General features: G+C 51.7%; 8 protein-coding genes and 1 pseudogene. 8 read left to right on the top strand and 1 reads right to left on the bottom strand.

All coding sequences use genetic code 11. The annotated features are described in order from the left end of the window. Positions 1 to 51: 51 nt before the first annotated feature. On the bottom strand, positions 52 to 4,230 hold the full coding sequence (gene porU, locus IPN95_00955; GenBank protein MBK9447989.1) for a type IX secretion system sortase PorU: 4,179 nt from the start codon (positions 4,228 to 4,230) through the stop codon (positions 52 to 54). Positions 4,231 to 4,558: 328 nt separating this feature from the next. Between porU and IPN95_00950 the strand changes: the two genes are divergently transcribed. The 8 genes and pseudogenes from IPN95_00950 (at position 4,559) to IPN95_00915 (ending at position 16,329) form a co-directional block, all read left to right on the top strand. Beyond that, on the top strand, positions 4,559 to 6,037 hold the full coding sequence (locus tag IPN95_00950; GenBank protein ID MBK9447988.1) for a DUF1736 domain-containing protein: 1,479 nt from the start codon (positions 4,559 to 4,561) through the stop codon (positions 6,035 to 6,037). Beyond that, a complete protein-coding gene (locus tag IPN95_00945; GenBank protein MBK9447987.1) occupies positions 5,985 to 6,449 on the top strand; it encodes a hypothetical protein in 465 nt (154 codons plus the stop codon). The genes IPN95_00950 and IPN95_00945 overlap by 53 nt, the downstream gene beginning before the upstream one ends. A gap of 57 nt (positions 6,450 to 6,506) precedes the next feature. Further along, positions 6,507 to 7,823, top strand: a complete 1,317-nt coding sequence (locus IPN95_00940; GenBank protein MBK9447986.1) for an AAA family ATPase — start codon at positions 6,507 to 6,509, stop codon at positions 7,821 to 7,823. Next, complete coding sequence (locus IPN95_00935; protein ID MBK9447985.1) at positions 7,820 to 8,500, top strand: hypothetical protein; 681 nt, start codon at positions 7,820 to 7,822, stop codon at positions 8,498 to 8,500. The genes IPN95_00940 and IPN95_00935 overlap by 4 nt, the downstream gene beginning before the upstream one ends. Further along, a pseudogene (locus IPN95_00930) lies at positions 8,497 to 11,879 on the top strand (methylmalonyl-CoA mutase family protein). The gene IPN95_00935 and the pseudogene IPN95_00930 overlap by 4 nt, the downstream one beginning before the upstream one ends. 151 nt (positions 11,880 to 12,030) lie before the next feature. Further along, on the top strand, positions 12,031 to 14,022 hold the full coding sequence (locus IPN95_00925) for a T9SS type A sorting domain-containing protein (GenBank protein MBK9447984.1): 1,992 nt from the start codon (positions 12,031 to 12,033) through the stop codon (positions 14,020 to 14,022). A 137-nt stretch (positions 14,023 to 14,159) separates the two neighbouring features. Continuing rightward, positions 14,160 to 15,935: a hypothetical protein gene (locus tag IPN95_00920; GenBank protein MBK9447983.1), complete on the top strand. Its 1,776-nt coding sequence runs from the start codon at positions 14,160 to 14,162 to the stop codon at positions 15,933 to 15,935. A gap of 13 nt (positions 15,936 to 15,948) precedes the next feature. After that, entirely contained in the window at positions 15,949 to 16,329 is a 381-nt protein-coding gene (locus tag IPN95_00915) for a lactoylglutathione lyase (GenBank protein ID MBK9447982.1), read from the top strand. The last annotated feature ends 75 nt before the right edge of the window (positions 16,330 to 16,404 follow it).

The following is a 16,404-nucleotide window of genomic DNA, read 5'->3' as shown; positions in this document are numbered from 1 at the left end:
CAAGCCCAATCCAGAAAATTTTTTGGACTTCGGGCTTGGGGAGTGGCTTGGTTACCGCAGCAAAACCAATTTCTCAAACTTGGAAATTCGGTCTCCAGTGGTCTCATCCTTCACGACGACCTCGTAGACATATACCCCACGGCCGATGGCATCGCCATAGTCGTCCAGACCATCCCATTCCAGGTCACAATAGAGGTTGCCCTCTGCAAAGAAGTTGTCCTGCAAAGTCTTGACGAGCTTGCCACTGACCGAATAAACCTTCACCTGCACCATCAAGGCATTGCCATTGCGGTTGTGCTCGATGAAAAATTTGGTGTTCGTGGAAAATGGATTCGGGTAATTGAGGACATGTCCAAGGGCCATCGTGGCATCATCTGCGACGATGAAGTTGATTTCGCCTTCCCTGCTGTTGTTGGCGACGTCCCAGACCTTCACCCTGAGATTGTGCTCTCCGGGCTCCAAATCCTTGAAGGGATACCGAATGGTCCCATCTTGATAACTGTTTTGGTTGGCCTCATAGTAGTCGTTGAGCACCAAAACTTCGCTTTCATCGTTGTCCAAAATCCCCGTGAGCTCGTGACCAATGCCCGTACCGACCGTGTTGATGCCGTTTTCGTCAAAAATCTCGGCAATCAAAATCGGATCAGGACCGACCATGCCGCCATCGGCAAACTTGATGTCGTTCATGAACAGATCCATTTCCGGTGGACGGTTGTCGCTGATCGCTGCCGAGTCGGATCCACCAATGAAAATATCATCGTTGCAACCGCCACCGTCAGAAGTGGTGTTGTTGTAGTACATGCTGATCTTTCCATTGAGGTTGGACAGCAAGTCTTCATAGGAAATGTCAATCGGGACGACAAATTCGAAGGCAAACAAGCCGTTTTGGATCGTGGCTGAACCTTTGAAAACCTTGTTGCGTTGCCAGATGAAGTCAAATGGACGACGCCTTGTCGTAAATTTGGAGGGCTTGTCATACACCGTCACGAACAAATCGCCATTGTAGGTCGTCATCAAATTGTCTTGCTGATCGCGGGCTTCGCCTTCGATCGTGATCAAATTGAGCGCACTCAGGGTGTCGGTGACATTGCCGATGACCGCATTGCCATTGATTTTTGTAACCACCGCCTTATTGTGTGGATAGGCAAGGGTCATGGCCGGGTCTCCGAGCAGGGAGAAATTACGGTTGTTGACCTGACCACCCCAACTTACGTTTTTGGTGCGCATAAAGACCTCACCCATCGTCGGCATGCGCTGATTCAGCGTGTCGTATTTGAATACCTCGTTGTAATAATTGATGTTGAGGGTATGGTTGGGACCGGCAAAGACAACGCGTACCGTGGTAAACATGGCTACCGAACCTCCACCTTCACGTACGAGTAAAACCTCGGCTCCTGCTTTGCGGTTGGGGTCATCCCAACGGCCAAATTCGCAGGTAGCAGTGACATAGGCGGGCAAACGGTTGCCGTTGTCGATCTTGTTGATGTCGGAAATGTCCAGGATTTGGGCATTGGACCAACCCACTTCCCCGCCATGGCCCGTGTAGTTGACCAAGAGACTGCCTTCATCGAGAGCCTTCAACAAGGCGGCCTTGCCATCAGGAAAACGGTCGCCAGAGGCTTGGTTTTCAAGGACGTAGTTGTCCATGTAAATCTTGTCGATGTTGGCGCAAGGATTGCCGGCCTGGATCTGCGCCGTATAGCCGTCTGCCTGCGTCGCATGCAAATTGCCGTCGTCATCTTTGTGGTCTGCCGTAAGCAAGACCCTGTTGCGCCATGGTCCATAACTCGTATAGTCTTGATGGTAGGCAAGGATCTTGTCCACCACAGCTTTGGACTCCGTTGCATTGGCAACCGGAAAACGGCCGACAGAAATGTCCAGACCATGGTCGGTCAAGGCTACATCTCCCTCTGCCCAAAACAAAGGAATGATCTCCGCATCACGGTTGTAGGCCTGCTCGCCCCAATGACCTTCGCCATCATCCAAAAAGCCATAATAGTCGTCGCTCGTGTAGCTGCGGGTAGGCAACTGCGAACCACGGCTTTGATACGTCGGAATAAAATTGGTATTGACCGGCGTTTGAATGGCCTTGTAATCATACGATCCATCGCCAAACAAAAGCATGTAGCGGAGCGGCGTGCCACCTTGCTGCCCGCGGTCGTAAAACATCTTGGCAAAGTCACGGATCGCTGTTGGATCCTGTGCTCCGGAGCTGAATTCATTGAAAATTTCACCCACACGCACCACGTTGACCGATTGGCCATAGTGCGAACGGTGGAAGTCGGCAAGCCTTGTGGCATCATCCCAGAAATCGGGGTGAGTGACAATCAGAAATTCGGCTTGCGTGAGCGCATGGAGATTTTGGTTGGGAACCAATTTGGCACCCGAAGGCCTTTTGAATCCGCTGCCATTAAAGGCAACGAAGCGCTTGTTGCTGTCGGCCTCCACCGCAAAGGTCAAAGTGTTCCCATTCAAAGTGCTGACGATGGGGCGTACGTTGAGCGGGTCAGTCACGTCCCAAATCTGATAGCCGGGATTTGCGCCACCAAGTTGATAGTTGAAGACCTGCCCCGGGCCAACGTTGTCGGTGGCGGTAAAGTAGAAATAGTTTTGGCCCGCAAGGTTCAGTTCCTGTTGAAACTGATATTCGATGTAATCCAAATAGCCGACAGAGGAAGTGGTGGGCTTATTGTAGATCAATTCAAGATTCAATTGCCCGTCAGCAATTTTTGTTGAAGGGATATTGAATGTCGCATTGTCGCAGTAATAATCCGTCGTACCATAGACCGTACTCGTGGCGTTCATGGTCAATTCAGCATAGGCAGTGCCGCCTTCACGAATGGTGAATTTACTTCCCACACCTGTGGAGCGCGCACCTGTACGTACGGAGGTGAGCACATTGGATCCGGAAACGATATTGGGTAGGTTGAAATTGAAGGACTGCGTGGTTGTGAGGTCAAACCGCTCGCCCATCCAAAGCCTGCCAGAAGTGATGGTATTGTCTTTGTCTACTTCGTAGTGCCCGAACTTGGTCGTGTAGGTCGGGGTAAAGTTTGGATTCGCAGCGGATGGGAATGCAGTGATTCTTCTTCCATTTGCGCCTCCCCAAGTCACAAAGTAGAACGCCGTGTCGGAGTAGAAATTCGGGAAATAAATGTAGCGGTCCACGGTGTCGCTGTCTTCCCAACGTCCGAGTCCCGGAGTATAAAATGCAACGTAATCGTTGGCGTCGAAGCTGCCGTCGCCAGCACCTTGCGCCAACAACGCATTCTCCACCAGGTCGTCATGCGGATAAAGTCCCGCAACTTGTGGCAAGGTCGCGCCGCCATTGCCATAGACTTTAATCGTCCGTGGATCGATGGAAGCTGGATCAACACCCAATCCGGAGAAGAAGCTGTGATCCAATTGGTACATGCCTTCGGAGGTGATGCCAAATTTGTAGAATGCACCTGAGCGCAAAACCGACTCATTGACATAACCTTGGCGGGCGTTCAGGTCGGGAGTGCGTCGCGCGGCATCTTGTTTGCGGGAAACACTATAATTAACGGTGGATGCCTTCTTGTAACTGCTCCCACCTGCAGCCACGAGGATCGGATAAATCTGTACATGCTGAAATTCCTCGCCACGGATGCTGATCACCTGCCCTGTGACCACATGGGAATTGGGATACCAAGCAGCGTCCTTTTGCAATGTGGCCGATTGCATCGCCAATTTGAAGGTCTCGTCACTTACCTCCTGCACGCCTTCGGCTTGTACCGAGCCGATCGTCAGGCTTTCACCTTTGCCGACGGGAACCAACATGTCATAGTAGGGAAGGTTCACCACTTCGCGGTCAAACGATGCCCCTGTGAAAAAGGGCGCTTTGATCATTTCCTGAACGTTGACAGGACTGCTCACCTGCATTTCTTTCTCCCAAACAGGAATAAAAACACCTGATTCGCCATTAAATCTCGAGACCGCTTTGGGACTCGAAACAGGCGTTGAGGCATTGGTCGGCTTGGGGTTGGAAAATGACTCAGAATAGCTGGCAGGCTTTGGGCTGGAAGAATTCACAGCCCCGCTTACTGGCTTCGGCGCGGATACCGGATTGTTGTTGAGCGCTGGCTTTGGGGTAGAAACGGGTTTCGATTCTTTTGGTGTGGATGCGGGCCGTGACTGACTCAACAGCAGCAACGGGCTTGAGGCAAACAAGAGCAGAGAAAGGAAAAACCGGATGCAGGAATATCTCATAGCAAAACCGAATCGTAGCGTTCGTTTAGCAAATATCAGAAAAAAAGTGTGGTGGGTGTATGCAAATATCAATACCCCATTTCTGGTTTGAGTTTGAATTCAAGTAAAAAGTACAGGCTGGGTTTAGGGATTGGGTTTTTGGCGCGTCGTTGGCGCTACCCAAAATGCGGTGTGATGGGGCAATTGGCGCGTCGTTGGCGCTACCCAAAATGCGGCGTGAGCGCCAACGACGCTCATCCGCCTTCCAAAGTTCTTTTCATGCGGTAGCTATTCCGGACTATTGATCGATCGATTTTGAAAATTGCCATTCACCTGCGAATTTGAGGGCATGAGTTCGACCAAGAAGTCTTCCGGTTCCTCCGGAAAATCCACAGTTCAGGCATCCGCGCCAAAATCAAAAGCGCTTCCGCTGGCAAATTCCTTGTTTGGAGGTGGATTCTGGCGAAAGAACTGGATTCCCGGGCTGATTTTGCTGCTTTTACCATTCGCCTTGTATTTTCAGTCCACAAGTTTTGGCTACGTGCTAGACGACAAGATCGTCCTTTCCGAAAATGCATTCGTGAAAAAAGGCACGAAGGGGATGAAAGACATTTTTGGCAAGGAATCGTTCACGGGATTCCTCGGCGAACAGCAAGACTTGGTGGCCGGCGCACGTTACCGGCCTTTGTCCATCGCCACTTTTGCGCTGGAAATGCAGTTCTTCGGGAAAAAGGCCAAGGATGGAAAGACATTCGAAGGCAATCCCAGCATTTCCCACACCATCAACATTTTACTCTATGCGCTGACCGCCTTGCTTATTTTCAGGATTTTCGTGGTGCTTGCGCCGCCAAAGGCCGATTCGCCTTGGTATTTCAGCCTTTCGTTTTGGGGTGCACTGCTGTTTGTGCTTCATCCGATCCATACCGAGGTCGTCGCCAACATCAAGGGCCGCGACGAAATCCTGGCTTTGCTGCTTTCCTTGGCGACCTTGTATGCGACCCTTCGGTATTTGACTTCTAATCAAATGCTGTACCTCATCGCATCTCCAGTTTTGTTTTTGCTTGCCTTGCTGGCCAAGGAGAATGCATTGACCTTCCTCGCAGTGATTCCGCTGGCGGTGGTGCTGTTTGTAAAGGTGCCGAAACAGAAGGCGGCCTTGGCGACGCTGCCCTTATTGGGTGCAGCCTTGGTTTTCATTTTTATCCGTACCTCGGTCATCGGCTACCTGCTCGACAGCGGCAAGGAAATCACGGGTCTCATGAACAACCCCTTTGTCGATGCGACCACCGGCGAAAAATACGCGACCATCACCTATACCATCGGATGGTACTTGAAATTGCTGTTCGTCCCGCATCCGCTCACGCACGACTACTATCCTTATCATGTGCCACTTGTCGGTTGGGGCGATTACCGGGCCTTGATCTCCTTGGCCTTGGTGCTCGGGCTGATCGGCTTGTCGGTCTGGCTTTGGAAAAAATCGAAGCTGACGGCATTTTCCATCCTCTACTTTTTCATCACGCTGAGCATGGTGAGCAACCTCGTGTTTTCGGTGGGCACCTTCATGAACGAGCGCTTTATTTATATGCCGTCGGTTGGGATTCTGCCTGCTGATCGGCTATGTCCTCGTCCAAAAATTCCCCGAATGGCTTCCGAGTGCAGGCAAAGCGATCGGCCTCGGGCTGCTCGGATTGATGGGGCTTGGATTCGCCGTACGCACCTTTACGCGGGTACCCGACTGGAAAGACGCCGCAAGCTTGGAGGCTGCAAGCATCAAAGTGAGCTTCAACAGTGCCCGCAGCAACCAATACTATGCCTATTCGCTGTATGAGAAGTCCATCGTGGAGAAGGACGTCGCCAAAAAGCAGGCGCTCTACGACGAGGCTTGGCCATACGTCAACAAAGCCCTGGAAATCTACCCAGGCTACACCGACGCCCATACTTGTCGAGACGGCATCGCCGCAGGCCGCTACCAAATCGACGGCGACATCAACAAGCTGCTCCCCTACTTCGAAAACACCCTCCGCACCGCTCCCGTGGACTTCGTCGATCAATACCTCGACTACCTCAGCAAACGCGGGCAGCACATCACGGAGCTCACCGATTTTTTCCATCGTGTAGGCTTTGGCTACTTCTGGACAGAGAAAAAGGATGCGGCCCGCGCCAAGAAGTACCTCGAGATGGGCCTGCGAATGGCGCCGGGCGATGCGCGACTGAGTGGGGATTTGGCGGCGGTGAGGTGACAAGGCTTGCGGGGGAATGTTTATATTTGTGCTTCAAAGTTGATTAAACAGGAATTCATGCGTCTCACATCCATCGAACTCGAAAACTTCCGCTGCTTTGAAAAGGAGAAGATCGAGCTGCACCCGCAACTGAATGTTTTCGTGGGGGTGAATGCGAGCGGGAAGACCGCATTATTGGAGGGGATTGGGTTGGGGTTGGCTTTCTTTTTTCAAGGATTGGAAAAAGAAGGAGTTCAACAATACTATATTCAAGAATCCGACCAACGACAGGAATTTCTCAATAGTGTCGCTATCAAACACAGGCCAATTATACATTGCATTGGGATGGCTTTTGGAGAATCCCGACACAGTTGGGAAAGGAAATTTGGAGTAGCTCAGCTTCCTCCAAGATCCGAGTTCCTTTCCGATAGAAATGCCTTGATGTCTGATATTGGCAACGGCTTATTGATGGATGTAAATGCAATGGCAAGACACCATTATAATGGCTTGAATGTTGAATTTCCTATATTGTTTTACTTTTCAACTCAAAGACTCTGGGGTGGGGAAGGAGAGGTTAACATTCCAAATAGAAGTTCTATTTTTAGTGGATACTTCAACGCATTGAATCGAGACTCAAATACTCTATTGTTTGAGGAAGAGCTTGAGAGAATGCAATTGGTAGCTTCTCAGGCAAAAGAATTTGGCTTCACGCACGACAGTGGTCGCCTTGATTTGATTCGCAGTCTTGCCGCCAAGGTAATCGTGGACTGTAAAATATTCTACTACGACTACGAAAAGCAAAGCCTGGCAGTGATTTTCAACGACGGGCGTAGACTTACGATCGATGAACTCAGCGATGGTCAAAAAAGTCTCCTCCTCATCAGCACAGGCATCGCTTTCCAATGCGCTACGCTGAATCCCCACATGGGTCTCGACGCCTACAAGTCCAATGGAGTGGTTCTGATCGACGAGGTCGAGTTGCACCTGCACCCCGATTGGCAGCGCCAAATTTTGCCCATCCTGACCCAGGCGTTTCCGAATATCCAGTTTATCTGCACGACGCATTCGCCGCAGGTGATCAGCTCTTTGAAACCTGAAAATGTGCAATTGATTAAGGATTTTAAAGTTTCTCCATTGACCAAACACACGAAAGGAAGGGACAGCAACACCATTTTGACTGAAATTTTCGGCATTGAAAAAAGGCCGAAGGAGTTCGCTGACAAGTTGCAACATTTCTATACCCTGCTCGAAACACAGTCAGTGAAAGAAGCAGAAGTGGCATTTGAGGAACTCGAAAGCCTTTGGGGGACGATGGATACCGAGATAGTACACGCCCGCATGTTTCTTGAAGACTTATATGATGATTTGGCCAGAGCCAAGGAGGTTTCCAGGTGAAACATGTCATCAAAAACATTAAGAATGAGCCGCAGTCTTTGAGGGATTATCGGAACAATACGCCAAATGCTTCATATAGCGGCTATGGCGACAAAAGTGCTTCTGGTCAGGATTTTTTGAAACCTCCCCTGAAGTATGCTCTTTCAAAGGAGCAAGGATACATTTGTTGTTATTGTATGCAACGAATCACAGAAAAACAGATGAGTGTTGAGCACTACATCCCTCAAAATTATCATGCTAGTTCCCCGCTGAAACCTGATGAGCACCGACGGAATGATCTAAATTTCTTGAATATGCTCGTCAGCTGCAACACAGGCGACAGAAATTGTAGTGGACTACGAGGAAATATCTGGCTGAGAATCGACCCAAGAAAGAAAGAATGTGAAATCCTAGTCAAGTTCGAAAAAAATGGTCGAGCATACTCAAATGATCCAATGATTCAGATCGAGATCAATGACGTTCTTCATTTGAATTCCGATTTGCTCCGGGAAAACAGAAAAAAAGTGATTTTATCCGCAAAAGCCCGGCTCACCAAGCTTAAGAGGACTGGCTTCTTATCGAACCAACAAATCCAAAATGAGATCGCCTTCTGGCTGGAATCAAGCCGAGGCGAACACCGTGAATACTGTATGGCTGCCGTCCATTATCTTCGTTCCAAAATTCAAAAAGCGCAATGACTCCCCCCACCCCATACACCCCCGTTCACAAAATCCGTCTCGTGACGGCGGCCTCCTTGTTTGACGGCCACGACGCGGCCATCAACATCATGCGGCGCATCATGCAGGCGACCGGCGCCGAGGTCATCCACCTCGGACACAACCGCTCGGTGCAGGAAATCGTCGATTGCGCCATTCAGGAAGATGTGCAGGGCATCGCCATCACATCCTACCAAGGCGGCCACGTCGAATATTTCAAATACATGCACGACCTGCTCAAGGAGCGCGGCGCGGGGCATATCAAGCTCTTCGGTGGCGGCGGCGGCACGATTTTGCCCGACGAAATCGCCGAATTGCATGCCTACGGCATCAGCCGCATCTACTCGCCGGACGATGGCCGCGAAATGGGTCTGCAAGGCATGATCAACGATGTGATCCGCCAATGCGACTTTGCCAATTTGAATTCGATCCATCCGAGCATGATCGGCAAGATGACCGCCAAGGACCATGGTCTCATCGGTCGCGTGATCACCATCGTCGAAAACGATCCGCAGTTGGGCAAGTCCTTCATGCAAGAGGTCGAGGCGCGCCAACCCAAGGACAAGGTCATTCCGATCCTTGGCATCACGGGCACGGGTGGCGCAGGGAAATCTTCGCTGACAGATGAATTGGTACGTCGCTTTTTGATGGATTTCAGCGACAAGACCATCGCCGTGTTGTCGGTCGATCCGAGCAAACGTAAGACGGGTGGCGCCTTGTTGGGGGACCGCATTCGCATGAATGCCATCTTCAACAGCCGCGTTTACATGCGTTCCATGGCGACCCGCCAAGCCAATATCTCGATGAGCGCTGCGGTGGATGAATCTGTGAAGGTTTTCCGCGCTGCCGGCTTTGACCTGATCATTGTTGAGACAGCAGGCATCGGGCAAAGCGATTCTGAGATCACCGAGGTGGCCGACGTGAGCCTGTACGTGATGACGCCTGAGTTTGGCGCCGCGACACAGCTCGAAAAGATCGACATGATCGACTATGCCGACCTGATTGCGATCAACAAATTCGACAAACGCGGTGCCCTCGATGCCCTGCGCGACGTCAAAAAACAGTACCAACGCACCCGCAATCTCTGGCACAGCAACCCGGACGAGATGCCCGTTTTCGGGACGATCGCCTCGCAATTCAACGATCCGGGCACCAATCAGCTTTACGTGCAGATCATGCGGGTGCTGCAGGAGAAGACCAATACGCCCCTGGAATCGCATTTCGCAGCGACCGACGAAATGAGCGAGAAGATCTACATCATCCCGCCGGACCGCATACGTTACCTCGCCGAAATCTCCGAGGAAAACGACCGTTACGAAAAATGGGTGAAGGAGCAGGCGCAACTCGCGACCACACTCTACAACCTCGAAGGCACCATCGGCCACTTGAAAACCTTGGATGCCAGCCATGCCGCAGGCGCTGAGACGCTGGCTGGCTTGCGGGAGGACGTTCGCCGTCGCCTCGCTGCCGAGAGCCAAGACATCCTGAACAGCTGGGACAAAAAAATCAGCAATACAAAGGCGAATTTTTCAGCTACGAAGTCCGTGGCAAGGAAATCAAGGTCGCCAACTTCACGACCTCGCTTTCGCAGACAAAAATCCCGAAAATCGCCCTGCCGCGCTTCAAGGACTACGGCGAAATCCTGCGCTGGAGCTACCGCGAAAACGTGCCCGGCGAATTTCCCTACACAGCTGGCGTGTACCCGTTCAAGCGCACGGGCGAGGACCCCACGCGCATGTTTGCGGGCGAAGGCGGACCTGAACGCACCAACAAGCGCTTCCATTATGTGAGCACAGGCCTGCCCGCGGCGCGTCTGAGTACGGCATTCGACTCGGTGACCTTGTATGGCGAAGACCCTGATTACCGCCCCGACATCTACGGCAAGATTGGCAATTCCGGTGTGAGCATTGCCTGTTTGGACGATGCGAAGCGGCTGTATTCAGGATTTGACCTCTGCAAGCCTTCGACCTCGGTCTCGATGACGATCAACGGTCCGGCGCCGATGTTGCTGGCATTCTACATGAATACCGCCGTCGATCAGCAATGTGAAAAGTACATTCGGGAGAATGGCTTGGAGGCAGAAGTCAAAGCCAAAATCGCTGCCATTTACGCGGAAAAAGGTGTTCCCGTACCGACTTACCGTGCAGAACTCCCTGAAGGCAACGACGGTCTCGGCCTAATGCTGCTCGGTGTCACGGGAGATCAAGTTTTGCCGGCGGATGTCTATGCCAAGATTCGCGCCAATGCCATGAGCACCACGCGCGGTACGGTCCAAGCCGACATTCTCAAGGAAGACCAAGCCCAAAACACTTGCATCTTCTCCACCGAATTTGCCCTGCGGATGATGGGCGACATTCAGCAATACTTCATCGATCACGCTGTCAGGAACTTTTATTCGGTGTCGATCTCGGGTTACCACATTGCCGAGGCCGGGGCGAATCCGATTTCGCAGTTGGCCTTCACGATTGCCAACGGATTCACATTCGTAGAATATTACCTGAGCCGGGGCATGAACATCGACGACTTCGCGCCTAACCTGAGCTTCTTTTTCAGCAACGGCATGGACCCTGAGTATGCGGTGATCGGTCGTGTGGCAAGGCGCATCTGGGCGAAGGCGATCAAGAACAAATATGGCGGCAATGAGCGCAGCCAAATGCTCAAGTACCATATTCAGACGAGCGGCCGTTCGTTGCATGCGCAGGAAATTGCCTTCAACGACATCCGCACGACTTTGCAGGCGCTGTACGCGATCTACGACAATTGCAATTCGCTGCATACCAATGCCTATGACGAGGCGATCACGACCCCGACCGAAGACAGTGTGCGTCGCGCCATGGCCATTCAACTTATTATTAACAAGGAGTTGGGCGAGGCGAAAAATGAAAATCCATTGCAGGGCAGCTTCATCATCGAGGAATTGACCGACTTGGTCGAAGAGGCCGTGATGACCGAATTCAAGCGCATTACCGACCGCGGCGGCGTCTTGGGTGCGATGGAGACGATGTACCAACGCAGCAAGATTCAAGAGGAGTCGCTCCACTACGAAATGCAAAAGCATACCGGCGAGCTCCCGATCATCGGTGTCAACACCTTCCTGAGCAGCGAAGGTTCGCCGACGATCATCCCGAAGGAGGTCATCCGTTCGACCGAGGAGGAAAAGGTGGCGCAGATCAAGGACATCCAAAGCTTGCAAACGCGGAATGCTATAGCCTCGAAGGAGGCGCTGCGCAAGCTGCAATTGGCCGCGATCAAGAATGCGAACCTGTTTGAGGCCTTGATGGAGGCCGGGAAGGTGTGCTCGTTGGGGCAAATGACGCATGCCTTGTACGAGGTGGGCGGGCAGTATCGGCGGAATATGTGATGGATCACTGCTTTTCAGGCTGATTGCATACGGATGAAGAACTTGTGATTTATGGGTTTGAAAGTAGGGCGTCCCTTACTTTCAAAAAATCTCCTTTTTGCTTACCTTGCAGTCAGGTAATCAATTCGTTGAAAAAATTCATTAGACTTCTATGAGAAAACTACTACTCACGGTTTGCTGCTTTGCTATGCTCGCCAATGTGGCTTTTGCCCAATGCGGTGCTGCATTTTATGACGGGTTTGAATCTGGATCTTATACCCCGACATGGACCATTGGGACAGGCTTGACTTCGGGTGCTGTCACCACCACCAATCCCTATTCAGGATTGTATCGTTTGGAAGGTATTGGTGGGACAAATACGCATTTGACGGGATTCAATACGACGATTCCCGCTGCCACCCCGACAACGATCAGTTGGGACATTTTCCCAACTGGTACAGCCGCATCCAATTATATGGTCCTCGGCAATTCAGCCGTCAGTGCCACCAACTGTATCGCTTTTGCCTATTGGCAGGGAGGTACCAATATCCGGTTTGTTGCAAGTAGCACCGCAACTTTTACATGCCCTGCCGGCGTGTGGTACCATATCGAAATGCGTAACATCAACTGGGGCGCGCACACCTTTGACATCTACATCAACAACAATTTGGTCCAAGCCAATTTTCCATTCCGCAGCGCTACGCAGAATGATGTCAGCCGCATTCATCTCTACAATTTTGGCACATCCACCGGTGTTTGGGACAATATCACGATCGGCGGCGGTTCCGGGCCAGTCAACACCTCTGTGGTCACCCAACCGCTTTGCAACGGTGGTAACGACGGTGCAATCGACCTGTCGGTGACCGGTGGCAATCCGGCCTATAGCTATCTTTGGAGCAATGGCGCTACGACCCAAGACATTTCTGCTTTGACGGCCGGCACTTATTCGGTTACCGTCACGGACCAAACCCCTTGCACTACCTCCACAAGTATTACCGTGACCGAACCCACCTCCATTGACCCGGCACCCTCTGCCACGGACCTTAGCTGCAACAACAGTGGTGACGGCACAGCAATTTCCAACGCTTCAGGAGGCACGGCAGGTTATGCTTATGTATGGTCCACTGGAGACACGACACAATCCATTTCCAACCTCAGTGCCGGAACTTACTTTGTTACCGTTACGGATGTAAACGGCTGTACGGCCACGGATACGATCATCACCAATGAGCCCAGTGCCATCCTCATTACCGATAGTCTCAGCTTGCCGAGCTGCCATGGCGATAGCAATGGAACCGCCATCGCATTTGCATCTGGAGGGGCAGGTGGATACAGCTACCTCTGGTCTACTGGCGACAGTCTGGCCAATACAGGACTGATACCTACCGGCAGCTATACCGTGCTCGTCACCGATAGCACCGGTTGTACAAATAGCGACACCATTTTTATGGCTGAGCCAAGCCCACTTTTGGTGACAAGTATCAACACGAATCCAGGTTGCCTTGGCGACAGTACGGGCTCTATCGACCTCGTCGTGAGTGGCGGCACTCCGGGCTACTCGTATGCTTGGAACAATGGGGATACAATCGAGGACCGCACTGGATTGAATGCCTCGGTGTTTATCGTGCTCGTCTCCGATGCAAATGGCTGTGCTGGTGCAGACACCATCATCCTGACCAATCCAACCGCCATTTCGGCCACGGGAAGTGTGACGGACGACACGGGATCCAACAATGGCGCGATCGATTTGACCGTTGCGGGCGGCACGCCGGGGTACACATTTTTATGGAGCAATGGCGCGACCACGGAAGACATCTCTGGATTGGCTGCCGGCACCTATTCGGTTACGATCACGGACAACAATGGCTGCACAAGTACGCAGACCTTCACGGTTGACCTCGGAATTGGTATCGGCAACCCATTGGAGAATGGATTTGTTGCGTATCCAAACCCTTTCCAAAAGGGATTCACGGTCGAGTTCAATACAGCATCGATTGAGCCCAAGGCATTGACAATCATCGACATGCAGGGGCGGATACTCTGGATGGATTCGAATGTCGTCAGCACCAAACTCCAAGTCACCGTGGACCTCCCGCAAGGAGTCTACTTCTTGACTGTGAAGCAAGGAACTTCTACCGAAACGCTCAAGTTGCTGCATCAGTAACCGGCTTTCTCTTCAAGGAATCCGCCTGGGAAAATTCAAATCCCGGGCGGATTTCTTTTGGGAATCAAGGACCTACAATGGTTTTCTTGTGGAAAAATGCACGCGAAAAAGACAAGGCAAACGCAGAAATTTACCCTATGAAAATCCCACTCTCCGAATTTGAACTGCACGTCAAGCCAGAGCCACTCGAACGGGGCCTGAGCATTTTTGAACGCGGGCAGGTCGAATCCATTCGCAATTTGGGCAAGGGTGCAGTGGAAGCTGTCGTGCATGACGGTGGCGCCGTCTGGCATCCGCAGCTGACGATCCAAAATGATATCGCACTGGATGCCCAATGCACCTGTGGCGAGGCTCCAGACAGCATCTGCCGCCATGGCGCCGCATTAATCTTTGCTTTGCAATCCGGAGATTTTCCAGAGGGGATCACCACGCGCACCGGCAAACCGCCCAAAGAGAAGGCGCCCGCGAAAGGCCGTGGTCGCCCCAAACTCGAAGAAGATGGGCCGAAAGCAAAAAAAGCGCCCGCACCCAAGAAAGCCAAGCCACCCAAGACGCCGGCCGACATTCTCGCCATCGTACCGCATGACGAATTGAAGGCCTTTGTTTTGGTCGAATGTCAGCAACACAAGGATTTTGCCATCCGGCTCAAGGCCCATTTTGGGGATCTGATGCCCGCGACTTCGCCTGCCGACATCAAAAAACGGATTCAGGAAATGGTCAAGGCGGCCATTACTGTCAAGGGCAAAACCAAGAAACTCAATGATGCGCAACTCACGGAGCGCGCCAACGAATGGCTCAAGGAGGGCGAACGATTTGCAGAAAATCAGGAGTACCTTCTGGCTTTCGCAACTGCAGAAAACCTGTATGCGGAAGCCAAGGAACTGCTGCGGGTCACCAACTTCGTAGAAGACCCTCTCATTTTGATTGCCAACAAGGCCAAGCAACTCATGCTGAAATTGGCCGAATATCCGCTGCCTGAGCCCGTTCGCGCTGAAATTTTCAAAGCCGCGCATGCGAGTTGGGAAAAGCATTATCACACGATCTTTCCCCACATTTTGCTGGCTTCCAAAATTTGTCAGGCTGGAGCAGAATTCGAAGGGATCGAAAAAATGCTTTCGACGGTCCTACGCAACTACAATGAAGCCCATATCGAGCACCATTGGGCCATGATCAGAAGGGTGAAGGGCGAAGAGGCAGCCAAGGCCTTTCGGCAAAAGCACCAAGATACAGCCTATTTCATTCATTCGGATTACGAGGCAGCCCTTGCGAAAGGGGACTTTGATGCGGCCATCAAAGCTGCGCAAAAAGGACAGGCACGATTCAATATCTACCCACAAGACAAAATCCTCTGGGCGGAACTGCTGGACGGCATTTATGAGGCCAAAGGAGACAATGAAGCCCGGATTAGGTTGGCCTTGGAGGCTTACCGCAACAACGTCGCCACATCCAAAGTTTCCCTGCGAAACATCGCGCAACTTGCCGGGAAGGAGCGCTGGGAAATGGAAAGGACGCGCTTAGCCGACCCGATTGCGGTCAAACAGAGCCCTGATCCTGCCGTCTTTACCTATCTCTTCGGCATTGACGAGGATTGGGCGGGCATGATGGAGTATCTCAAACGGTACAAATTGCCGCGGATCCTGCTCTTGGGGCAAATGCTGATCAAAAAGGACCCGGATAATTACGCCTCGTTGTTGCAAACACAGCTCGAGGAGGCACTCAAAAGCAAATCCCGCCTCACCGAATGGGACCTCAAAGACGTGGCTGTCACAATGGCCAAATGTATCGGCAAGGAGAAAACCATCGCCTTTTTTAAGGAACTCGCCACGAGGGTAACTTACTCGATGACGCTGGAAGCTTTTATCAAGAACATTGATCGCCACATGGCCTATTACGACTTTTCGTTTTGGGTTTAAGATGGCAATGTGTATGGAAGCCGAATTCATCCTCTTCGTTCAGGATCAGCAGCTTAGCCGTGATTTCTACGCCGCCATCTTGGACCAAAATCCAAGTCTGGACGTGCCTGGCATGACCGAATTTGACCTTGGGCCAGGATGCAAGTTGGGTTTGATGCCTGCGAATGGAATTGCAAAAATCATCACGCCGACGACGCCACATCCTTTTGATGGTCAGGGCATTCCACGATGCGAATTGTATTTGTTGGTGGAGAATGCTTCAACCTATTGCCAACGCGCCACGGAAGCCGGAGCTGTCGTTGTAAGCGAATTGGCTCCGAGAAATTGGGGGCATTCGGTGGCGTATTTTGCGGATTGGGACGGCCACATTTTGGCGATTGCGGAGCGAATGTAGCGTCAGGCTCAGCGCAACAGTGCTTGCTTTTGAAACATTTTGCTAATTCTTTTCTGTATTTGTTTGCATTTACTA

Source organism: Bacteroidota bacterium, assembly GCA_016718825.1.
Classification (GTDB): domain Bacteria; phylum Bacteroidota; class Bacteroidia; order J057; family JADKCL01; genus JADKCL01.
Note: the sequence above shows the minus strand (reverse complement) of the source record. Positions and strands in the feature narration are given on the sequence as shown.